The organism is Pseudomonas sp. BS3782 TE3695, assembly GCF_050435305.1.
Lineage (GTDB): Bacteria > Pseudomonadota > Gammaproteobacteria > Pseudomonadales > Pseudomonadaceae > Aquipseudomonas.
This window is the reverse complement of record NZ_JBNDKB010000001.1, coordinates 6,231,486-6,253,171: the sequence shown is the minus strand read 5'-3', so window position 1 is coordinate 6,253,171 and position 21,686 is coordinate 6,231,486. Positions and strand designations below refer to the sequence as shown.

At 58.1% G+C, this 21,686-nt stretch carries 26 protein-coding genes and 1 tRNA gene; 16 read left to right on the top strand and 11 right to left on the bottom strand.

What is annotated here, in order from left to right:
• Positions 1-96 precede the first annotated feature (96 nt).
• The 13 genes from rimP (at position 97) to ABH909_RS28310 (ending at position 13,477) form a co-directional block, all read left to right on the top strand.
• Positions 97-555: a ribosome maturation factor RimP gene (rimP, locus tag ABH909_RS28370; RefSeq protein ID WP_010463487.1), complete on the top strand. Its 459-nt coding sequence runs from the start codon at positions 97-99 to the stop codon at positions 553-555.
• Positions 556-602: 47 nt separating this feature from the next.
• Entirely contained in the window at positions 603-2,084 is a 1,482-nt protein-coding gene (nusA, locus tag ABH909_RS28365; RefSeq protein ID WP_007900474.1) for a transcription termination factor NusA, read from the top strand.
• A 27-nt stretch (positions 2,085-2,111) separates the two neighbouring features.
• Positions 2,112-4,637, top strand: a complete 2,526-nt coding sequence (infB, locus tag ABH909_RS28360; RefSeq protein WP_429439558.1) for a translation initiation factor IF-2 — start codon at positions 2,112-2,114, stop codon at positions 4,635-4,637.
• Positions 4,638-4,796: 159 nt separating this feature from the next.
• A complete protein-coding gene (gene rbfA, locus ABH909_RS28355; RefSeq protein WP_063341585.1) occupies positions 4,797-5,198 on the top strand; it encodes a 30S ribosome-binding factor RbfA in 402 nt (133 codons plus the stop codon).
• Between the two features lie 3 nt (positions 5,199-5,201).
• Complete coding sequence (gene truB, locus ABH909_RS28350; RefSeq protein WP_429439554.1) at positions 5,202-6,119, top strand: tRNA pseudouridine(55) synthase TruB; 918 nt, start codon at positions 5,202-5,204, stop codon at positions 6,117-6,119.
• Between the two features lie 142 nt (positions 6,120-6,261).
• Positions 6,262-6,531: a 30S ribosomal protein S15 gene (gene rpsO / locus ABH909_RS28345; RefSeq protein ID WP_003176135.1), complete on the top strand. Its 270-nt coding sequence runs from the start codon at positions 6,262-6,264 to the stop codon at positions 6,529-6,531.
• A gap of 195 nt (positions 6,532-6,726) precedes the next feature.
• On the top strand, positions 6,727-8,832 hold the full coding sequence (gene pnp, locus ABH909_RS28340) for a polyribonucleotide nucleotidyltransferase (RefSeq protein ID WP_008005453.1): 2,106 nt from the start codon (positions 6,727-6,729) through the stop codon (positions 8,830-8,832).
• 233 nt (positions 8,833-9,065) lie between these two features.
• Complete coding sequence (gene tnpA, locus ABH909_RS28335) at positions 9,066-9,383, top strand: IS66-like element accessory protein TnpA (RefSeq protein ID WP_429439550.1); 318 nt, start codon at positions 9,066-9,068, stop codon at positions 9,381-9,383.
• Positions 9,380-9,715 (top strand): IS66 family insertion sequence element accessory protein TnpB, encoded by a 336-nt coding sequence (tnpB, locus tag ABH909_RS28330; RefSeq protein ID WP_135290165.1) that lies wholly within the window; start codon positions 9,380-9,382, stop codon positions 9,713-9,715. The genes tnpA and tnpB overlap by 4 nt, the downstream gene beginning before the upstream one ends.
• Before the next feature lie 49 nt (positions 9,716-9,764).
• Entirely contained in the window at positions 9,765-11,291 is a 1,527-nt protein-coding gene (gene tnpC / locus ABH909_RS28325) for an IS66 family transposase (RefSeq protein WP_429439546.1), read from the top strand.
• On the top strand, positions 11,276-11,851 hold the full coding sequence (locus ABH909_RS28320; RefSeq protein ID WP_238340702.1) for a bifunctional diaminohydroxyphosphoribosylaminopyrimidine deaminase/5-amino-6-(5-phosphoribosylamino)uracil reductase RibD: 576 nt from the start codon (positions 11,276-11,278) through the stop codon (positions 11,849-11,851). Before tnpC ends, ABH909_RS28320 begins: the two co-directional genes overlap by 16 nt.
• A gap of 158 nt (positions 11,852-12,009) precedes the next feature.
• Positions 12,010-12,085 (top strand) — tRNA-Thr (locus ABH909_RS28315).
• A 162-nt stretch (positions 12,086-12,247) separates the two neighbouring features.
• Positions 12,248-13,477 (top strand): tyrosine-type recombinase/integrase, encoded by a 1,230-nt coding sequence (locus ABH909_RS28310; RefSeq protein ID WP_429439543.1) that lies wholly within the window; start codon positions 12,248-12,250, stop codon positions 13,475-13,477.
• Here the strand turns inward: ABH909_RS28310 and ABH909_RS28305 are convergent.
• From ABH909_RS28305 to ABH909_RS28255, 11 genes are all read right to left on the bottom strand, one after another.
• Positions 13,447-13,692 (bottom strand): helix-turn-helix transcriptional regulator, encoded by a 246-nt coding sequence (locus tag ABH909_RS28305; protein ID WP_429439540.1) that lies wholly within the window; start codon positions 13,690-13,692, stop codon positions 13,447-13,449. The two genes, ABH909_RS28310 and ABH909_RS28305, sit on opposite strands and share 31 nt — an antisense overlap.
• Entirely contained in the window at positions 13,689-14,282 is a 594-nt protein-coding gene (locus ABH909_RS28300; protein ID WP_429439537.1) for a hypothetical protein, read from the bottom strand. The genes ABH909_RS28305 and ABH909_RS28300 overlap by 4 nt, the downstream gene beginning before the upstream one ends.
• On the bottom strand, positions 14,279-14,452 hold the full coding sequence (locus ABH909_RS28295; RefSeq protein WP_429439534.1) for a hypothetical protein: 174 nt from the start codon (positions 14,450-14,452) through the stop codon (positions 14,279-14,281). The genes ABH909_RS28300 and ABH909_RS28295 overlap by 4 nt, the downstream gene beginning before the upstream one ends.
• Positions 14,449-14,706 carry a hypothetical protein gene (locus ABH909_RS28290; protein WP_429439531.1) on the bottom strand — a complete coding sequence of 86 codons (258 nt, stop codon included), beginning with the start codon at positions 14,704-14,706 and terminating at the stop codon, positions 14,449-14,451. Before ABH909_RS28290 ends, ABH909_RS28295 begins: the two co-directional genes overlap by 4 nt.
• Complete coding sequence (locus ABH909_RS28285; protein WP_429439529.1) at positions 14,703-15,347, bottom strand: hypothetical protein; 645 nt, start codon at positions 15,345-15,347, stop codon at positions 14,703-14,705. Before ABH909_RS28285 ends, ABH909_RS28290 begins: the two co-directional genes overlap by 4 nt.
• Positions 15,344-15,724, bottom strand: a complete 381-nt coding sequence (locus ABH909_RS28280) for a hypothetical protein (RefSeq protein ID WP_429439526.1) — start codon at positions 15,722-15,724, stop codon at positions 15,344-15,346. The genes ABH909_RS28285 and ABH909_RS28280 overlap by 4 nt, the downstream gene beginning before the upstream one ends.
• Positions 15,721-16,050 (bottom strand): hypothetical protein, encoded by a 330-nt coding sequence (locus ABH909_RS28275; RefSeq protein ID WP_429439524.1) that lies wholly within the window; start codon positions 16,048-16,050, stop codon positions 15,721-15,723. Before ABH909_RS28275 ends, ABH909_RS28280 begins: the two co-directional genes overlap by 4 nt.
• Entirely contained in the window at positions 16,047-16,355 is a 309-nt protein-coding gene (locus ABH909_RS28270) for a hypothetical protein (RefSeq protein WP_429439521.1), read from the bottom strand. Before ABH909_RS28270 ends, ABH909_RS28275 begins: the two co-directional genes overlap by 4 nt.
• On the bottom strand, positions 16,352-16,591 hold the full coding sequence (locus ABH909_RS28265; RefSeq protein WP_429439518.1) for a hypothetical protein: 240 nt from the start codon (positions 16,589-16,591) through the stop codon (positions 16,352-16,354). Before ABH909_RS28265 ends, ABH909_RS28270 begins: the two co-directional genes overlap by 4 nt.
• Positions 16,572-17,294 carry an HNH endonuclease signature motif containing protein gene (locus ABH909_RS28260; RefSeq protein ID WP_429439516.1) on the bottom strand — a complete coding sequence of 241 codons (723 nt, stop codon included), beginning with the start codon at positions 17,292-17,294 and terminating at the stop codon, positions 16,572-16,574. Before ABH909_RS28260 ends, ABH909_RS28265 begins: the two co-directional genes overlap by 20 nt.
• Positions 17,295-17,552: 258 nt before the next feature.
• Positions 17,553-18,002, bottom strand: a complete 450-nt coding sequence (locus tag ABH909_RS28255; protein ID WP_429439513.1) for a 3'-5' exonuclease — start codon at positions 18,000-18,002, stop codon at positions 17,553-17,555.
• A gap of 15 nt (positions 18,003-18,017) precedes the next feature.
• Here ABH909_RS28255 and ABH909_RS28250 point away from each other — a divergent pair, with 15 nt between their 5' ends.
• From ABH909_RS28250 to ABH909_RS28240, 3 genes are all read left to right on the top strand, one after another.
• Positions 18,018-18,521, top strand: coding sequence for a major capsid protein (locus ABH909_RS28250; protein ID WP_429439510.1), 504 nt, complete (start codon positions 18,018-18,020; stop codon positions 18,519-18,521).
• Complete coding sequence (locus ABH909_RS28245; RefSeq protein WP_429439507.1) at positions 18,506-18,844, top strand: hypothetical protein; 339 nt, start codon at positions 18,506-18,508, stop codon at positions 18,842-18,844. Before ABH909_RS28250 ends, ABH909_RS28245 begins: the two co-directional genes overlap by 16 nt.
• A 69-nt stretch (positions 18,845-18,913) precedes the next feature.
• A complete protein-coding gene (locus ABH909_RS28240) occupies positions 18,914-21,652 on the top strand; it encodes a tail fiber domain-containing protein (RefSeq protein ID WP_429439504.1) in 2,739 nt (912 codons plus the stop codon).
• The last annotated feature ends 34 nt before the right edge of the window (positions 21,653-21,686 follow it).

Genomic DNA, 21,686 nt, shown 5'->3' with positions numbered 1-21,686 from the left:
CTTTCAACGCCGCTGTTCAACGGCGTTTCAAGGATGGGCGTTTCGCCCATTTTTTTATTTTGCACAGCATGCACATACATGCACGAGGGGGTTCAGGTGTCGAGCAAGCTAGAAGAGTTGCAGGCCTTGCTGGCCCCGGTGGTCGTGGCCCTAGGCTATGAATGCTGGGGTATTGAGTTTTCGGCTCAAGGTCGCCACTCAATGTTGCGCGTTTATATTGATAAAGAGGGCGGCGTGCTGGTGGACGATTGTGCCATCGTCAGCCGTCAGATCAGCGGTGTACTGGATGTTGAAGATCCGATCGCCGTTGAATACACCCTTGAAGTTTCCTCGCCTGGCATGGAACGCCCACTGTTCACTATTGAGCAGTTTGCAAAATTTGCCGGTGAACAAGTGAAGATCAAGCTGCGCTCGCCTTTTGAAGGTCGGCGCAACTTTCAGGGCCTTCTGCGCGGTGTAGAAGAGCAGGACGTCGTGGTGCAGGTTGAAGACCATGAGTTCCTGTTGCCGATCGATATGATCGACAAGGCCAACATTATTCCCAGTTTTGACTGAGACGCGGATCCCGCGGATCCAATGGCTTGCGAAAGGCGAGGCGTACGATGAGCAAAGAAGTACTGCTGGTTGTTGAGTCGGTATCCAATGAAAAGGGCGTACCGGCAAACGTGATTTTTGAAGCGCTGGAGCTGGCTCTGGCCACTGCTACCAAAAAGCGTTTCGAGGACGAAGTCGATCTGCGTGTGGAAATCAATCGCCACACCGGTGCTTACGAGACATTCCGTCGCTGGACGGTCGTCGAAGAAGCAGACCTTGACGATCCGGCCATCGAAACCTGGCCGAGCAAGGTTGCCGAAACGCATCCTGGTGCCAAGGTCGGTGACGTGGTCGAAGAAAAGATCGAGTCCATCGAGTTCGGCCGCATTGCTGCACAGACTGCCAAACAAGTCATCGTGCAGAAGGTTCGCGAAGCCGAGCGTGCTCAAGTCGTCGACGCCTACCGCGAGCGCCTGGGGGAAATCATCTCCGGCACCGTGAAGAAAGTCACCCGCGACAACGTGATCGTCGACCTGGGCAATAACGCTGAAGCGTTGCTGGCCCGTGAAGACATCATTTCTCGCGAAACCTTCCGGGTTGGCGTGCGTCTGCGTGCGCTGCTCAAGGAAATCCGCACCGAGAACCGCGGCCCTCAGTTGATCCTGTCGCGTACCGCGCCGGAAATGCTGATCGAGTTGTTCCGCATCGAAGTGCCGGAAATCGCTGAAGGCCTGATCGAAGTAATGGCTGCGTCCCGCGACCCGGGTTCGCGCGCCAAGATCGCGGTCCGCTCCAAGGACAAACGCATTGATCCGCAAGGCGCTTGCATCGGTATGCGCGGTTCGCGCGTCCAGGCAGTGTCGGGCGAATTGGGCGGCGAGCGTGTGGACATCGTCCTGTGGGACGATAACCCGGCGCAGTTCGTGATCAATGCAATGTCGCCGGCTGAAGTGGCGGCAATTATCGTTGACGAAGATGCCCATGCAATGGACATCGCCGTTGGCGCAGACAATCTGGCTCAGGCCATCGGTCGCGGTGGTCAGAACGTGCGTCTGGCTAGCCAGTTGACTGGCTGGACCCTGAACGTGATGACCGAATCGGACATCCAGGCTAAGCAGCAAGCAGAAACCGGCGATATCCTGCGCAACTTCATCGACGAGCTGGAAGTCGACGAAGACCTGGCACAGGTGCTGGTAGATGAAGGCTTCACCAGCCTGGAAGAGATTGCCTACGTACCGTTGGAAGAAATGCTCAACATCGACGGCTTTGACGAAGAAACCGTCAACGAGCTTCGCGCTCGCGCCAAGGATCGTTTGTTGACTAAAGCCATCGCTACTGAGGAAAAGCTGGCAGACGCCCATCCGGCCGAAGACCTGCTCTCGCTTGAGGGTATGGACAAGGATTTGGCGATGGAACTGGCGGTGCGCGGCGTAATTACCCGCGAAGACCTGGCCGAGCAGTCTATTGACGACCTGCTCGACATCGACGGCATTGACGATGATCGTGCCGGCAAGTTGATCATGGCCGCCCGAGCCCATTGGTTCGAGTAATTAGGCGCGGCCTGAGGAGAGAAGTGCATGACGCAAGTCACGGTGAAACAACTGGCCGATGAGGTCAAAACACCGGTAGAGCGCCTGTTGCAGCAGATGCGTGAGGCAGGTCTGCCGCACACCGCCGCCGATGAAGGTGTGAGCGATAGTGAGAAGCAGTCTTTGCTGACTCACTTGAAGAGCAGCCACAAGGCGAAAGTGGAAGAACCGCGCAAGATTACATTGCAGCGCAAAACCACCAGCACCCTGCGTGTTGCTGGTAGCAAGAGCATCAGCGTTGAAGTACGCAAGAAGAAAGTCTTCGTACAACGCAGCCCGGAAGAAATCGAAGCCGAGCGCAAACGCGAACTGGAAGAACGCCGCGCAGTAGAAAATGCTGCACGCCAGAAGGCTGAAGAAGAAGCCAAGCGTCGCGCCGAAGAAGAAGCGCGTCGCCAGCCTGCTGCTGCGCAAACCGCTACTAACGACGCCGTTGCAGCGCCTGCTGCAGTTGCCGAACCAGTGCGTGAAAGCGCGCCGGTTGTTGCAGCTGCACCAGCGCCTGCGGCTGATACTCGCAAACGCGACGAACAGCGTCGTCCGGACAAACCACGTGCCGACGATGCCAATCGTCGTGGCAGTGGCGATGGCGAGCGCAAAAACGCTCCGCATCGTGCTTCGGTCAAGGAAAAAGCGCCTGCTCCACGTGTTGCGCCACGTACTACCGACGAAGAAAGCGATGGCTTCCGTCGTGGTGGTCGCGGCAAGGCCAAGCTGAAGAAACGCAACGCCCACGGTTTCCAGAGCCCAACCGGCCCTGTTGTGCGCGAAGTGAAGATCGGCGAGACCATCACTGTTGGCGATCTCGCCCAACAGATGTCGGTCAAGGCTGCTGAAATCATCAAGTTCATGTTCAAACTGGGTACTCCAGCGACCATCAACCAGGTATTGGATCAGGAAACTGCCCAACTGGTTGCCGAAGAGCTGGGCCACAAAGTGACCCTGGTCAGCGACACCGCCCTGGAAGATTCCCTGGCCGAGTCCCTGAAGTTTGAAGGTGAAGCGTTCTCCCGTGCACCGGTTGTGACCGTAATGGGCCACGTTGACCACGGTAAGACCTCGCTGCTCGACTACATCCGTCGTGCCAAGGTAGCTGCTGGCGAAGCCGGTGGTATCACCCAGCACATCGGTGCGTACCACGTTGAAACCGAACGCGGCATGGTCACCTTCCTCGACACCCCTGGTCACGCCGCGTTTACCGCCATGCGTGCCCGTGGTGCCAAAGCGACCGACATCGTGATTCTGGTGGTTGCAGCGGACGACGGTGTAATGCCGCAGACCGTTGAAGCCGTTCAGCACGCCAAGGCTGCCGGCGTTCCGCTGGTTGTTGCCGTGAACAAAATCGACAAGCCGGGCGCCGATCTCGATCGCATCCGTAGCGAACTGTCGGTTCACGGCGTGACTTCGGAAGAGTGGGGCGGCGACACCCCGTTCGTATCGGTTTCGGCGAAAGTCGGTACTGGTGTGGACGAGTTGCTCGAAGCGGTCCTGCTGCAAGCTGAAGTTCTCGAACTGAAAGCGACCCCTTCGGCTCCTGGCCGTGGTGTCGTGGTTGAATCGCGTCTCGACAAAGGTCGTGGCCCGGTTGCAACCGTTCTGGTTCAAGACGGTACCTTGCGCCAAGGCGACATGGTGCTAGTCGGTTCGAACTATGGTCGCGTTCGCGCCATGCTCGACGAGAACGGCAAACCAATCAAGGAAGCCGGTCCTTCCATCCCTGTCGAGATTCTCGGCCTGGATGGTACCCCGGATGCTGGCGACGAAATGAGCGTTGTTGCCGACGAGAAGAAGGCCCGTGAAGTGGCTCTGTTCCGTCAAGGCAAGTTCCGCGAAGTCAAACTGGCCCGTGCTCACGCCGGCAAGCTTGAAAACATCTTCGAGAACATGGGGCAGGAAGAGAAGAAGACGCTCAATATCGTCCTCAAATCCGACGTCCGTGGTTCGCTGGAAGCGTTGAACGGTGCGTTGAACGGCCTGGGTAACGACGAAGTGCAAGTGCGTGTGGTCGGTGGCGGTGTCGGTGGTATCACCGAATCCGACGCCAACCTGGCGCTGGCCTCCAACGCTGTACTGTTCGGCTTCAACGTGCGTGCCGATGCTGGCGCTCGCAAGATCGTCGAGCAGGAAGGTCTGGATATGCGTTACTACAACGTGATCTACGACATCATCGAAGACGTCAAGAAAGCCCTCACCGGTATGCTGGGCAGCGATGTTCGCGAGAACATCCTGGGTATCGCTGAAGTGCGTGACGTGTTCCGTTCGCCGAAGTTTGGTGCGATCGCCGGTTGCATGGTTATCGAAGGTGTTGTTCACCGTAACCGTCCAATCCGTGTACTGCGTGAAGACATCGTTATCTTCGAAGGCGAGCTGGAATCCCTGCGCCGCTTCAAGGATGACGCTTCCGAAGTGCGTGCCGGCATGGAATGCGGTATCGGCGTGAAGAGCTACAACGACGTTAAAGTCGGCGACAAGATCGAAGTTTTCGAGAAGGTTCAGGTTGCTCGCAGCCTCTGACTCGCGCACTTCAAGGGCCACGATGAGCCGCCGCATGCAGATGCGCGGCGCAACGTCCGGACTCTAAACGCAACGCCCGGTCTGGCTTTTGTCAGGCCGGGCGTTTGCCGCTTTCAGACCCCTCGGGTTTCACCGTGGGGCAGTAACAGGTAACAAGACATGGCAAAAGAATACAGCCGTACCCAACGTATCGGCGATCAGATGCAGCGTGAGCTGGCACAGCTGATCCGTCGTGAAGTCAAAGACCCGCGCGTCGGTCTGGTCACCATTACCGCTGTTGAAGTCAGCCGTGACGTTGGTCACGCCAAGATCTTCATCACTGTGATGGGCCAGGACAGCCGCGACGACATCGCGCAAAGCATCAAGGTGCTCAACGCAGCCGCCGGTTTCCTGCGTATGCAGTTGGCGCGCGAAATGAAGTTGCGCAGCGTTCCGCAGTTGCACTTCCATTACGACGAAAGCGTCGTGCGTGGCGCGCACCTTTCGGCCCTGATCGAGCGTGCTGTGGCTGAAGACAATCAGCACCCGGTAGCGGCTGAACCCGAAGACGCCAAGGAGTAATCGGTGGCTCAGGTCAAACGTATCCGTCGTAACGTCAGCGGCATCATCCTGCTCGACAAGCCGCTGGGGTTCACCTCCAATGCGGCATTGCAGAAGGTTCGCTGGTTGCTCAATGCCGAGAAGGCCGGGCACACCGGCAGTCTCGATCCGCTGGCCACCGGCGTGCTGCCGTTGTGCTTTGGCGAGGCCACCAAGTTCTCGCAATACTTGCTCGATTCCGACAAGGCTTATGAAACTCTGGCTCAACTGGGCAAGACCACTACCACGGCCGATGCCGAAGGTGAAGTTTTGCTGGAACGCCCGGTGACCGTTGGTCGCGCCGATATCGAAGCTGTGCTGCCGAAATTTCGTGGGCAAATCAGTCAGATACCGCCGATGTACTCGGCGCTCAAGCGTGATGGGCAGCCGCTGTACAAGCTGGCCCGTGCAGGCGAAGTAGTGGAGCGCGAACCGCGTTCTGTTACTATTGCGCGCTTGGAATTACTGGCCTTTGAGGGTGATACTGCGCGGCTTGCGGTGTATTGCAGCAAAGGCACCTATATCCGCACCCTGGTGGAGGATATCGGTGAGCAACTCGGTTGTGGCGCTTACGTGGCTGAATTGCGACGTACCCAGGCCGGGCCTTTCACGCTTGCACAGACCGTCACTCTGGAAGAGCTTGAAGCGGTACATGCCGAAGGCGGCAACGAAGCGGTCGACCGCTTCCTGATGCCATCGGACAGCGGTCTGCTGGACTGGCCACTGTTGCATTTCTCGGAGCACAGCGCGTTCTATTGGCTTAACGGCCAACCGGTACGTGCCCCGGATGCACCGAAGTTCGGCATGGTACGGGTACAGGATCACAACGGTCGTTTCATCGGTATCGGTGAAGTGAGCGAAGACGGGCGCATCGCGCCACGTCGACTGATTCGGTCAGAATGACCGGAACCGGCCTGTGTAACAGCGGGTCGGCGAGTGTGGCTGTTAACAGGCATGGTCACTACTCATTTATAGATACAGGGATTTGTCCCTGGCCTGTTGAAGCTGTTTCTTTGAAACAGTTTCCTGATAAAAGGATTGCCTCATGGCTCTCGACGTTCAAGAAAAAGCTCAAATCGTAGCTGACTACCAGCAAGCTGTTGGTGACACTGGTTCGCCAGAAGTGCAAGTTGCACTGCTGACCCACAACATCAACAAGCTGCAAGGTCACTTCAAGGCCAACGGTAAAGATCACCACTCCCGTCGTGGTCTGATCCGCATGGTAAACCAGCGCCGTAAGCTGCTGGACTACCTGAAAGGCAAGGATCTGGGCCGTTACCAGGCTCTGATCGGTCGCCTGGGTCTGCGTCGCTAATCAGCGATTGCGCTAGAGGTTGGTTGTTTGCTGTGTGCCAGCGGGTTTCCCGTCGGTACATGGCAGGCTCCCAGCCTCAAGTTTTATCTGGATATACGTTTTACCCTGGACAGGCGTTGGGCCGATTCCCGACATTGCCCAAGAATTTCGCAAGAAGACAAGTTCCCCAAGAGCCACAAAAGAAGGTAAGACACCGTGAACCCGGTAATCAAAAAATTCCAGTTCGGTCAGTCGACCGTTACCCTCGAGACTGGCCGTATCGCCCGTCAGGCCTCCGGCGCAGTATTGGTCACCGTTGACGATGACGTCAGCGTATTGGTGACTGTAGTTGGTGCCAAACAAGCCGATCCAGGCAAGGGCTTCTTCCCTCTGTCCGTTCACTACCAGGAAAAGACTTACGCTGCCGGTAAGATCCCTGGCGGTTTCTTCAAGCGTGAAGGCCGTCCTTCCGAGAAAGAAACCCTGACTTCCCGACTGATCGACCGTCCGATCCGTCCACTGTTCCCGGAAGGCTTCATGAACGAAGTGCAGGTTGTCTGCACCGTCGTTTCCACCAGCAAGAAAACCGATCCGGACATCGCTGCGATGATCGGTACCTCGGCTGCGCTGGCCATCTCCGGTATTCCTTTCGATGGCCCGATCGGCGCTGCCCGCGTTGCGTTCCACGAAAGCACCGGCTACCTGCTGAACCCGACTTACGAACAACTGAAAGCTTCGAGCCTGGACATGGTCGTTGCCGGTACTTCGGAAGCCGTTCTGATGGTTGAATCGGAAGCCAAAGAGCTGACCGAAGACCAGATGCTGGGCGCAGTACTGTTTGCTCACGACGAGTTCCAGGTGGTAATCAACGCCGTCAAGGAACTGGCCGCTGAAGCCGCCAAGCCAACCTGGACCTGGGCTCCACAGCCAGAAGCTACCGCACTGCTGGGCGCTATCCGTGCCGAGTTCGGCGACGCGATCTCCCAGGCTTACACCATCACCATCAAGGCCGACCGTTACGCTCGCCTGGGCGAATTGAAAGACCAGGTGGTTGCCAAGCTGTCCGGTGAAGAAGGCCAGCCGACTTCCGCTGAAGTCAAAGCGGCTTTCGGTGAAATCGAATACCGCACCGTTCGCGAAAACATCGTTAACGGCAAGCCACGTATCGACGGTCGCGACACCAAGACCGTACGTCCGCTGAACATCGAAGTCGGCGTTCTGCCGAAGACCCATGGTTCGGCACTGTTCACCCGTGGCGAAACCCAGGCCCTGGTAGTCGCGACGCTGGGTACCGCCCGTGACGCACAGCTGCTGGACACCCTGGAAGGCGAGAAAAAAGACCCGTTCATGCTGCACTACAACTTCCCTCCGTTCTCGGTCGGTGAGTGTGGTCGCATGGGTGGCGCTGGTCGTCGCGAAATCGGTCACGGCCGTCTGGCCCGTCGTTCGGTTCAGGCCATGCTGCCTGCTGCCGACGTGTTCCCGTACACCATTCGTGTGGTGTCGGAAATCACCGAGTCCAACGGTTCGAGCTCCATGGCTTCGGTCTGTGGCGCTTCCCTGGCTCTGATGGATGCCGGCGTTCCGATGAAGGCACCGGTTGCCGGTATCGCCATGGGTCTGGTTAAAGAAGGCGAGAAGTTCGCCGTCCTGACCGACATCCTGGGCGACGAAGATCACCTCGGCGACATGGACTTCAAAGTAGCGGGTACCGCCAAAGGTGTTACCGCGCTGCAGATGGACATCAAGATCAAGGGCATCACCGAAGAAATCATGGAAATCGCTCTGGGCCAAGCCCTGGAAGCGCGCCTGAACATTCTCGGTCAGATGAACCAGATCATTGGTCAGTCGCGTACCGAGCTGTCGGAAAACGCTCCGACCATGATCGCGATGAAAATCGACACCGACAAAATCCGTGATGTCATCGGTAAAGGCGGCGCGACCATTCGTGCGATCTGTGAGGAAACCAAGGCTTCGATCGATATCGAAGACGACGGTTCGATCAAGATCTTCGGCGAAACCAAGGAAGCGGCTGAAGCTGCGCGTCAGCGCGTCCTGGGCATCACCGCGGAAGCCGAGATCGGCAAAATCTACGTCGGTAAGGTTGAACGCATCGTCGACTTCGGCGCATTCGTCAACATCCTGCCGGGCAAGGACGGTCTGGTTCACATCTCGATGCTGAGCGATGCTCGCGTTGAGAAAGTGACCGACATCCTGAAAGAAGGCCAGGAAGTGGAAGTACTGGTACTGGACGTGGACAATCGCGGCCGTATCAAGCTGTCCATCAAAGACGTCGCAGCAGCCAAGGCTTCGGGCGTTTAATCATCCTCTTCGCCTGACCGCTTCAACGTTATAAAAAATGCCCCGCCGTGAAAACGGCGGGGCATTTTTTTGTGGGCAGGAAAATCAAAAGATCGCAGCCTGCGGCAGCTCCTACCCGAGATTGTGTTCAACCGTAAGCGCCCGGCGAACACACCTTCAGAATCCCAGTATTAAGGGCGATGGTGTCCGCGTATTTTTAAGCGGACGCGATCACCCTTATCGCCAGGATATCCATGCGCCAACGAAGCTCTTACCCCAAACCATTCAAAGCCCAAGTCGTCCAGGAATGCCTGCAACCCGGAGCGACGATTTCCAGCGTAGCCATCCATCACGGCATCAACGCCAACGTGATCCGCAAGTGGCTACCGCCTTACCGGGATCAATCGCCTGCAACCTTGCCGGCTTTCGTTCCGGTAAAAACGGCACCAAGGCGAGCATCAGAAGAGATGGTGACCATCTCGCTGCCTCTGGGCGATAAATCCATCACCGTAAAGTGGCCAGCCTCGGATCCGGACGGCTGCGCGTGTTTCATTCGTGGCTTGGCCCAATGATTCGCGTCGATGCCATCTGGCTCGCCACCGAGCCCATGGACATGCGCGCCGGCACTGAGACTGCATTGGCCAGAGTGGTCGCGGTGTTCGGTGCGGCGAAGCCGCACTGCGCTTACCTCTTTGCCAATCGCCGGGCCAACCGCATGAAAGTCCTGGTGCACGACGGCGTCGGTATCTGGCTGGCGGCACGGCGTTTGAACCAAGGAAAATTTCATTGGCCGGGCATCCATCGTGGGTTGGAGATCAAACTCGACCCCGAACAACTCCAGGCGTTGGTACTTGGATTACCCTGGCAACGAGTCGGTGCGGGCGGCGCAATTACATTGCTTTAAACGCTCCTTTCAGCTGTAGCACTCGGGCTGCTTTGGTAAAATCCACGGCATGACTTCCTTGCCCGATCTCGACCAAATGACTCCTGAACAACTGCGCGCACTGGCTGCGCAGTTGATGTCCAAGATCGACACCCAGGACAGAAAGATTCATCGTGATGAGACGATCATCGAGCAACTCACTCACGAAATCGCCATTCTCAAACGCCACAAGTTTGCCAAGCGCAGCGAGCAGATCAGCCCGGCGCAAGGCAGCTTGCTCGATGACCTGCTCAATACCGACCTCGAAGCCATCGAGGCCGAGTTAAAAGCACTTCATCCCGCTCCCTCACAGGCACAACCACGTCAGCAACCCAGGCGTGCGCTATTGCCGCCGCAGTTCCCTCGTACCGTGATCCATCACGAGCCGGACAACACTCAGTGTACTTGCGGCTGCCAGCTTCAGCGTATCGGTGAAGACGTCAGCGAGAAGCTGGACTACACGCCGGGCGTATTCACCGTCGAACAGCACGTGCGTGGGAAATGGGCCTGCCGGCACTGCGAAACACTGATCCAGGCGCCGGTGCCCCCTCAGGTAATCGACAAGGGCATCCCCACGGCGGGCCTGCTTGCCCACGTGATGGTGGCCAAGTTCGCCGATCACCTGCCGCTGTATCGACAGGAAAAGATCTTCGGCCGTGCCGGCCTGGCCATCCCGCGTTCGACACTGGCGCAATGGGTGGGTCAAACCGGCGTGCAGCTTCAGCCCCTGGTCGATGCGCTGCGCGAAGTGGTGCTGGCCCAGCGCGTGGTTCACGCCGATGAAACGCCGGTACAAATGCTGGCGCCCGGCGAGAAGAAAACCCACCGTGCTTACGTCTGGGCCTACAGCTCTACGCCGTTTTCGGCACTCAAAGCTGTGGTCTACGACTTCAGCCCCAGCCGTGCCGGCGAACATGCGCGTAACTTCCTGGGCACCTGGAACGGCAAGCTGGTCTGTGACGACTTCGCCGGCTACAAGGCCAGCTTCGAACAAGGCATCACAGAAATCGGCTGCATGGCCCATGCGCGCCGCAAGTTCTTCGACTTGCATATCGCCAATAAAAGCCAGTTGGCGGAGCAGGCGCTTCACTCGATTGGCGGGCTGTACGAAGTCGAGCGACATGCCAAGGAAATGAGCGACGAAGGCCGTTGGCGATTACGCCAAGAAACGGCGGTGCCCATCGCTGAAAAACTGCATGAGTGGATGTTGGCTCAGCGTGAACTTGTGCCCGAAGGTTCGGCCACGGCCAAGGCTCTGGATTACAGCCTCAAACGCTGGGTAGCGCTGACGCGCTACTTGGAAGATGGCGCTGTGCCCATCGACAACAATCAAATCGAGAACCTGATCCGGCCATGGGCGCTTGGGAGGTCGAACTGGTTGTTTGCTGGGTCGCTGCGAAGCGGCAAACGGGCGGCGGCGATCATGAGCCTGATCCAGTCTGCAAGACTCAATGGGCATGATTCGTACGCCTACATGAAAGATGTTCTCGTGCGTCTGCCGAGGCAAAGAGCAAGTGCAATTTCGGAGCTACTGCCGCATAAATGGGTGCCCATGTAGTATCGCTGCAAGTAGATAGTTTCAGGGGTACAGCGATACGTAATTCAATGTGCCAAGATTCGGCCACCAAGGATGAGTACCAATCGAATATGCCTAGTCTTACCTCCGATGCCGATTTCATGCAGCTTGCTCTTGCCCAAGGGCGCTTGGCCTTACCTGACTGCCTTCCAAACCCGCCAGTAGGTTGCGTGCTGGTAAAAGACAACGTGGTGATCAGCCAAGGTCATACACAGGCACCTGGGCTCTATCACGCGGAAGCGATGGCGTTAAGCCGATTAGCGAATGACTGCTCCGGGGTGACTGCATTTGTCACGCTTGAGCCATGCTCTTTTCATGGCCGAACTCCGTCATGCGCTCGGGCACTGATACACAGCGGGGTTGATAAAGTTTTTGTTGGGTTGCTTGATCCCGATCCGAGAAACTCGGGAGCGGGCATAAGAATGCTACGAGATGCAGGCATTACAGTTGTTGTCGGCTTGCTGGCGGAGGAAGCTGCTGAAGACTTAGCTGGTTTTTTGGTAAGCGATACCGGTGAATCGTCGGATCGCGACGATCAGTAAATCGTTAGCACCTCAGCGCAAGGTGGGATGCCCGGACGGTTACGTTCAACCACGATATGGCGGCGTACATCGAATCTGTAGGAGCTGCCGCAGGCTGCGATCTTTTTGCGGTGCGTGAAGTTGCCGGACCCCGAAGCCAGTGCTAGGTTTAGCCCACAGCCCGTGTAGCTCAGCCGGTAGAGCAGCGCACTCGTAACGCGAAGGTCGCAGGTTCGATTCCTGTCTCGGGCACCACATTCATTTTCACGCTGTTTCGCAGACTTCCTCAAGACCGCCAAGAGCCACGAGCCTTGGCGGTTTTTTATTGCGTGGTCTTTCGCAGACTTTCGCTGCGTCCCGCGCATTTTTAGTACATCATTCAGCACCTCTTAATTCGAGTGACTAGGTGATGTACTAATGCCCCTCACGGATACCGCTGTTCGACAGGCCAAGCCGGTCGACAAGAGTTTCACCCTCACTGACACCAGCGGCCTCTCGTTGTTCATCGCACCCAACGGGACGAAGTCGTGGCACTTCCGGTATTCCTGGCACGGCAAACAGCCGCGCATGTCACTGGGCACTTATCCGGAAATCACCCTCAAGGAAGCCCGCGAGCTAAGAGATCAAGCGCGGGCGCTCGTCGCCAAGGGCATCGATCCACGATCACAGCGCCGTGAAGAGAAGCGCGCCGCAGCATCGGAAGCGGTCAAGACGTTTGAGGTTGTGGCCAACGAGTGGCATGCGTTCAAAGTCCCACGAATGTCCAAGGCAAAGCGGGGCGGTGCCTATCAGTCTCGGTTCTACTTGGATAGGGACTTGATTCCGGTGCTGGGCAAAATTCCGGTGGCCGACGTGAAGCGGGCCGATGTACTGGAAGCGGTGCGCAGGGTCGAAAAACGTGCGGCACTGAACTCGGCCCGCAAGTGCCGGGCGTGGCTCAACGAAATATTCCGTTTCGCCATTGCCTCGGATTACCTGGACCTGAATCCGGCCTCTGACCTCGATATCGTCGCGGCCAAGGAGCCGCCGGTAAAACACAACCCAATGCTCAGGCAGAGGGAGTTGAAAGCCTTTCTGCACACGCTCAAGAACTTCGACTGTGCTGGCTTCACGAAGAGCGCGATTCGCATACTGCTGCTGACCGGCGTTCGAACAGGTGAGTTGCGCCACGCCACGGCAATCCAGTTTGACCTGGACGCCGCGTTGTGGACGGTACCGCCCGAAGGCGTGAAGCAATTAAGGAAGTTGATTCGGACAAAGGAGGGGAGTGAGGTTCCGCCTTATTTGGTGCCACTGTCGCGGCAGGCGGTTGAAGAGGTGCGCAGGGTGCATCAGTTGACCGGCGGTTACAAATTGCTGATCGCGGGCCGCAACGACCCGAGCAAGCCAATCAGTGACAACACGGTCAACGCTGCATTAAAGCGCATGGGATATGAAGGCAAACTGACCGGGCACGGGATCCGTGCCACGATTTCAACGGCCTTGAACGAGATGGGTTACAACGAGGATTGGATCGAGGCGCAGCTTTCGCATGCGGGTTCAAGCAAGGTCAGGAAGACCTACAACCACGCGGAATACGTGGAACAGCGACGGGGGATGATGCAGGACTGGGCGGATTACTTGGACGCGCTCGAGTCGGCAGGCTGACCACGTGCGGCGGCGAGCTGGGCGTTGTTCCATTGCAGAACCTCGGACTTGACCCAGGCGACGGCCCGGCCACCCAGTGGCACCTGTTTCGGGAACAGGCCTTCGCTTGCCATGGTGTAAATCTTGGTGGTGCCCAGGCCTACCAGCTTTTTGACCTCGGGCAGCCGGATGAACTCCACCGGCTCTTCGTGTTTGTCGTTGCGTGCGGTGTTCATGGTTGCTCTCTCCCAGTGCCGTTGCACCCATTGCAGATTGTCGATGATGCTTCGGTAATTCCAGTGCTGACCGTTCCAGATCCGAAGCAGCCCAGGCAAATGGTGAGCGGATCATCGATCGCCGGCGGCATGACCTGCTGATTCTCCGGTCGCATCGCCTCTATTGCTGCAGCCCGGCGCCGTGCTTTGTTACCGTTGCCAGGGCTGAAGTCTGGAATGTCACAGTCGCAGCGGGTGGTGCACGACTGGGGGAACTGGCAGGCTTCGGTGGCTGGCTTGAGCGCAGTTCGAATCTCCTGAACCGTCAGATCGCTGTTCATCATGTATTCAACGCCGTCGCAGTCACCGCCCAGGTCAACGATCCGGTCACGACCTGCCTGAAGCGTTCGCTTGATGGCCATCAAGGATTTGCGTAGCAGCTCAGTTAGATCATCAACCCGCTGATCCGCTGCGTTCAGGCGCAGTTGCAGGGCGTCAGGTTCGGCGGTCACCCGGTCGAAGTCGGCAGCCAGCACAACAGTGATCCGCCCCAGTGATACACCTTCAGAAAGTCCCGTATCGCTCACGTGGTACCGCTTCACTTCACTCATGACTGTGTCTCCCGTGCGCGCTGCTCGGCCGCTTCGGCCTGGCGCTTCTTGCTGCAACTTTCGTGGTTGCCATGGGCGCGTGAGTGATTGCACTGATCGCACATGACGTTGAGGTCAAGCGGCTTCATCGGCCGCCCGCGAATGGTGGTCTTGCGGCGGAGGGCGGTCATTGCGCAGCCTCCAATCTGGCCCGCCGCTCGGCAAGAGCAGCAATTGCATCGTGGTGGCTCAGCGCAGACCTGTTGATGTACTCGAAAGCTGCCTTGAAGGCCGCGTCCCGCGTGAAGTAGATGAACTTAGTGTTGTATTTGTTGAATGGCAGCGTGATATGGCTCTCTCCCCACCGGTCAGAACGAACGAACTTGACCAGCATGGGCACGCCATCTGGGCCGATCACCCAGGCTTCGTAGGGGAACATGGTCATGGCGTCACCCGCTTGAACTCGACGACCCAGACCCATGGATTGCCGTCCCAATCGCCGCCGACAGAATCCCAAAGGCCCGCAAAAGCCTTGGCAGCCGTCGTCTGCAAACCAGTCTTTCCATCGTCAGGCCCGACCATATAGCCGGTGCAAATTGGCCAACCGTCATCGGGTCGGAAAGCGACGCCGACAATGCCTTCGGCCAGGGCCTGTTCTTCGCTAATGTCGTGCAGGCGCTCGACGTGAACGTCAGTGATTTCCAGCAAGATGCGGCTCACCCAGCGCGGCATGTGGATAGACGGCTTATACCCCATGCCCTTCATCCCGACGTGATGCGGTCGGTCTGCTCGGTAATGGATGGCGCACATCTTTTGGTCGCCGTAGACAGCAAACGTCTCACGCACCCACAGCCGGTCGCCGGGCTGTCCGTACGGGCAAGGCGCCCAACCCCAAGTCTGCCGAGTGCCGCCGGTTGCTGGCGATGGACCAGATGCCATCCACTTTCCTGTGCCGCCGGCATCTAACACCCATTCGTCTGATTCAAGCGTCGGCTGATTCTTCACCGCCCGCCGAGTGACCGTCTTCCGACCATCCAGAATGGCGCGCACCATCGGCGCGCTGAATAGAATCGGGCGCTCTTTCATTGGATTATCTCTTTGAGCAACGTGGCGCCGATCTTGGTGAATGCCGCACGGATACGAGCGCCTTCGCGCAGGATGTCGCGGCGCTGATCCAGCAGGATCGCGGTTGCACGGTAACCGCAATCATCGCCGGCCTCGTTATCCGGATCGCACTGCTCAACGGCATGCAGCCAGCCATGCCAGACGATCACCTCACCCATCATCAGGTCATGGCATTCACCGGAATAATATTTGTCGCGGATCTTGCTCAAGTCGAAGTAGGAGCCGTCAGCATCGTCCTGCACACGCTTGATGGCCGACTTGTTGTCGCGCAGGGCTTTGCGGTGCTGGGCATAGGCGATGGCCAGTTCTTCCATTTTCTGTACGGGTGTCTTCTTCATGGCGTCACCCGCCGGCCCCAGATGCAGACAGGACCGTCCTCGGCGTCATGTATCGACAAGATGAACCAGCCCGGTTCGGTGGGATGCTGAATCACCCAAGTCGAACAATCGCACTGGCCGTCATCCATGTAGGCATCGAAAACATCGACGGGGACGTCGCTTTCCATGTGGGTGACTTTGGTTTCCACCTGGTGGCGCGCGCACCAATCGTTGAACTGCGCTTCAGTGATTTCGTCATCGAACTCCGACAGGTAGTCGGGGTGTGACCACCAGCCGTTTTCGTCGCGCTGGACTTCTTGTGGCTGAATAATTACTGATGTATTCATGACGCCCCCTTCAACAAATCAATGACGATCTTCACGCCGCTGGCCACGCTGGCGGGCCGCTGTGCGGCGTACCGGGTGAGGTCGGCAATGGCCTTGGTTCTGACCGGCTCGCGTCGGATGGCAGCGCCCAAGCCGCGAACGTGCTCAAGGGCGTAACGCTTGCCCTCCAATTCCATCACCAGGTTGATTGGGCCGGTGATGATCAGTTCGGGCAGCGGATCGTTGGCCAGAACCGGCGGCAGAAGCTTTGATACGGGCGCTGCGTGACGGGCACGGTCAAGCGCCTGTTGTGCGAGTGAGTTCATTGCATGCCCACCCGTTGAGGTAACGCATCCCGCTCCGACTCAATGAATCCGGTGCTTTTCACATCGCCGTCCATGGCATTGATGAACATCACCTCCACCTTTGCGGAATCAACCAGAACCTTCCCGACCTCGGCGATTGCTTTTGCCCTATCAATATCCATCGGCTTTTCGGGGTCTTGCAGCGCCTCAAGCGTTGCGAACAGGTGGTTACGCAAATCAGTCATCTTGTTTTTCATCGGATGCCTCGCTGATCGCTCGCTTGAGCTTGTTGAGTTGGCGAATGGTGTCTTTCAGTTCGGGCGGGTAGCGGTGGAAGGTGTTGCGGCGCATGTTTTCTGCGCGGCTCACCAGCTCCAAGTTTTCGAGCACCAGGTGCGCAGTGTTCCGATCGCGGAAAACCACGATGTGGCCTGGGGGAATCTCGCCGTTGGCTTCTTCCCAAATCAGTGCGTGGACTGATTTCCAGCGCCTATGGGCAGGGCCGTCATCACGGACCTTGCGCTGGCGGATGCCGTCATCGGTCACGCGCTCGGTGCCGACAGGCACGTTGTTGTGAGGCATCGTGCCAGGGGCAAAACGGGTCTCAACCGACCTTCCGCCACAGTCGAAGCTGATTCCCTTATTCCAAGGTTGCTGCCCCTTCTTGAAGCGGGAGGCCTCCCCGGGATTGTTCTCTCGGCGCAACCGGCAGGCGTGTTCGCTGGCTAGGTACGCATCGCTCCGCTTGAGGCCCATGCTTGCGGCCTTGCCGTAGATGGCGTAGTCCGGACGGCTGAATAGCTTGATCAACTCTGGCATTGGGGTATCGCCGTACAGTTCGGCGAGGCGCTGTTCGTCGCCTGTCGTCCAGAATTTTCGGGTCGGTGCTTTGTTGGGGCCTGCACCAGGTGAATAAAACTCTCTGGCCCTCGCAAGAGCCTGTTCGGCGATAGGGTTCATGAAGGCGCCACCCCACTTGGGTGCTGGAACCTGGTGACGGGTGCGTCTGCCGGGACTTGCTCGAGCAGTTGCGGCTCTACGCCCAGCTTGCGGCAAACAGCTCGCGCCGCAGCTTGAGGCCCCTCGGAGCTGCTGGCCGTGACTCCCAACCCCATAGCCCGCGCCAAGTACGAGCCGCAGCACAAGCGCACAGTAATTTTGATGGTCATGGATGCTCCATGCGGCCGCCCGTGAAAGCGGCCCGCTTTAGGGGATGGGTCAAGCCACCTGAGCAGGCGGGTTCATGGCGAAGTAGATGCGGGCGCAGGCCTCGGTGTCGGGCCGGGCGCGGTGGCCACCGACCAGTTCTTCACCGGTGAAGTGCAGCAGGGCTTCAGCCACGGTCGGGACCTTGAACTGGCGACCGAAGCCGGCGGCGATCATCTTGGCGGTGGGCGGGCACTTAACGATGTTCTTGCTGTTCTGGCAGGTGCAGTAACCGGCGGTGGCCTTGAAAGCGTCCGCTGCTTCCTTGCCCCGGTACCGGGACAGCGCGATTCGCATGATGCGGTCATCGAACTGGATGTTGTGGGCGATACGCAGGCCGGCGCGTTCGTGAATGGCCATGAAACCGTCCAGCGCTTCGGCTTCGGGGATACCCTCGTCCATCGCCATTTCAGTGGTGATGCCGTGGATTGGGCAAAGCGTCAGGACCCTGACAACAAGCAAGCCCGAATCGTTGAAATGTTGGATCAGACCAATGAGATTCTGACCGACATGCTTTGGCTGGAAGGCAACCTGCCGACCGGTCACCGCACCACCGCACGTACCGGCCTGCCGACTGGTACCTGGCGTGCACTGAACGGCGGTATCGCCACTGGTAAATCCACCACTGCCCAGATTGATGAAACCTGCGCAATGCTGGAAAACCTCGGCGTGGTCGACGTGGCGCTGGCTGAATTGAACGGCAACACTGCAGCTTTCCGTCTTTCGGAAAACTCGGCGTTCATTGAAGGCATGAACCAGGACATGGCCACCGGCCTGTTCTACAACAACGACGCTCTGGCCCCGGCCCAGTTCTTGGGCATGGCGCCGCGCTACAGCGACAGCACTGCGAAGAACGGTCAGAACATCATCAAGATGGGCGGTGCTGGCTCCGACAACACCTCGACCCGAAAACATGGGTGGCGGCCATGGTGCAGGGTGGTGGCTTCGGGATATTCGGCGACTTCATGTTCGGCGAGGTGAGCCGCTTCGGTAACAAGCCGCTGGAAACATTGGCCGGCCCTACACTCGGTACCGCTGCCAGCGCCGTCGACCTCTGGAGTAAAGTTCGCTCGGGCGATGACGCTGCAGCGTCGGCAATGCGCCTGGCCCAGAACAACACGCCATTCCTGAATCTGTTCTACACACGCATTGCCATGGATCACCTGTTCCTCTATTCGGTCCAGGAAGCCATGAACCCCGGATCGCTACGCCGAACTGAGCAGCGCATTCAAAAAGAGAACGGCCAGCAGTTCCTGGTCCGACCTTCCCAGAGTTACGCCGACCCCCTGGGCATCGCCCGCTAATCCAGCAGACCCCACTGAGGCCCGCCATGTGCGGGCTTTTTTTCGTCCATAGAAAAAGGAGTCACAACAGTGACCGTCAACACGATCAACAGCACTGCAGAGTTTGTGACGAATGGGGCCACCATCACTTTCCCGTTCTTCTTCAAGTTCCTGGCGAACGGCGACCTGGTCGTCACCTACATTAATGCAGCGGGCGTCAGCACCGTGCTGGCGCTTGGAACTGACTACTCGGTGAGCGGCGCCGGCGATGAGGACGGCGGCAGCATCACCACCACGATCCCGCGCGCTACCGGCCAGCTCATTATTTCCCGCGAAATGGACGCGTATCAGCAAACGTCATTACGCAACCAGGGCAAGTTTCTGGCGGAAACGCATGAGGATGTGTTCGACCGGCTGACCATGCTCATTCAGCAGGGGACGGCGTGGCTTCGGCGCGCCTTAGTACGGCCAGTCGGGAAAAACTATTACGACGCAGAGCAGCGCTTAATCTCGAACGTGGCTGATCCTGTGGGCGACCAGGACGTCGCCAACAAGCGCTGGACCACAGCACTTTATGCACAGGCGAACGCTTATGCGTATTCCCTGTATCTGAAATCCATCGCTTACGCTGAGGCGCTTGTCGCTGGGGTCGTGGGTGGTTACGGCTCGTTTATTCAGGCCGGCGCCGATGCGGTTGTTCGGACGTTTCAGGGGAAAATGCGCGATACGGTTAGCCCTAGGGATTTTGGATGCACTGGCGTTTTTGAGGACGACGCCACCATAAATCTGAAAAAGGCCGACGACTATTGCTTCTCAACCGGGAAGACGCTGGACCTTGGCGATGGCCAGTATCGGATCACCAGTAGCTTTGTCCGTCGCGCACGCTGGAAAGGTAATTTTGCGCCGACGCTTGGCCCCTTTCCGCTGACGGCCGACGACAAGATCTACATGCGTCCCGGCTATAAAAATAAGATGCCCGGCTGCTCGGTCTGGCTCGACGGCACTTTTGTCGGGACGCAAGCCACGGCAAGGGCTGATCGGTTTGCATCGTTCACTTATGGCCTGATGGATGACCCCACGTCCGGCACGCCGCACATCGAGGGTGTTGCGATCATTCTCAACATGGACGTGTTCGATGCGGCAGGGAACCTGACCACGGTAGCCGCGGATAACCGCTCGCATTGTGATGTTGGGTACTACGGAACCACCGGCTGGACAAATCACAAAGACTTCGTGGTGTTCGGCTATTTCCAGAAGGCGGGCACGTTCATTTACGGCGCCGATATCGACTACAACACCTTCGATGAAAATTGCAGTACGTCGGGCGACATGGGCATGGCCATCTGCGGCAACGGTGCCAATGGTCTTTCAGGTACGCGCTACGACGGTGAGCTCTATGCCAACGACCACCACAGCCGATCGATCGTTGATAACCAGTGGGGCACTTGCGCGCTGTACATCGATGGGAACATTCCCGCCGCATCCGCTCCGCAAAACTCTATCGGTGGTCACTACTTCACTGGCGCTATCCGTACTTACTGCAACAACCCCTTTGTCCTCGATCACGCGAACTCGGTTGTGTTCGATGGATGCGTATTCGAGTGGCCGAACATGGCTGGCTCGACAGGTGCAACCAAGGCGCTCCCGGTGGGCTCGGCAAATACCTATGGGGTTGTGTTCGAAAACTGCCGTCACCTGAGCCCGGTGGGTGTTGACGGCATCTATCAATTCGCCAACAGCATCGGCGGCGCTTTCATCCACTCAGACCCGCGTCACGGGAACATGGGGCTTTCCTATGCGGGCGTCGGTGCCTTCCTTCGGTCCAACGGCGGCAACCCTGCAATTCAGCTGACCACCGATATCAATGGCAGCACCAAAGGTCTGACGATCTTGGAGAACCTTTCCAGTTCGAACCGCTTTGAGGTGCGATATGAAAACGCTGTGATGTTCAGCGCGACAACAGCAGGAACACTGACGGCCAACCGCCTTGTTGGGGTTCTGACTGGCAGCAGCTCCGCGGCTGATCCGTCCGTTCGATTGTCCGGTAGCGATGCCTCGACAGGTTTCTACCGCCCGGCCGCCAACAACATCGCCGTCTCTGTCGCCGGTACTAAAGTGGCCGACTGGCAGGCGGACGGTATCTTTCGCCCAGGTGCCGACAACACCTACTCTCTTGGTAGTGGCAGCTTCAGATTCTCCCAGGTCTACGCCGCCACCGGCACGATCAACACTTCCGATGCGCGACTCAAGACCGTACGCGGCGAGCTGACTGAGCAGGAAATGGAAGCCTGGTCGAACGTCCGCCACGTCATGTTCAAGTACAACGATCGTATCGACGCCAAGGGCGAGCCCGATGCGCGGCTGCACGCTGGGTACCTGGCTCAGGAAGTTCAGCAGGCCTTTATTGCTGCCGGGCTTGATCCGAGCACTTATGCGCTGTGGTGTGAAGACGACATCCGCGTGCCGGTGATCAAAACCCGGCCGGCTACTCGGCAGAAACAAGTCATCAAGGAAGTGACGCGCCCGGTAATTGATGTGGTCGATGGTGTTGCGGTGATGAACAAGGTGGTTGAAGTTGAGAGCACACCAGCGTTCTTGGATCTCCTGGTTGTCGATATCAACGGCGATCCGGTGTTCGATGGTCAAGGGCAGCAGTTGACGCATCAGGTTCCGGTGATGGAGGAATTTGTAGAAGAGTACGAAGACTTTGAAAGCAACGGCACTCGCATGGGCTTGCGCTATTCAGAGTGTGCAATCTTTGATGCCGTGTATTTGAAGACGCTATTTGCCAGGCTTGAGCAGCGGATTGAAGTGCTGGAGAAGGAATAGTAATACCCCCGCCGGCTAGGGCTGGCGGGGGTGC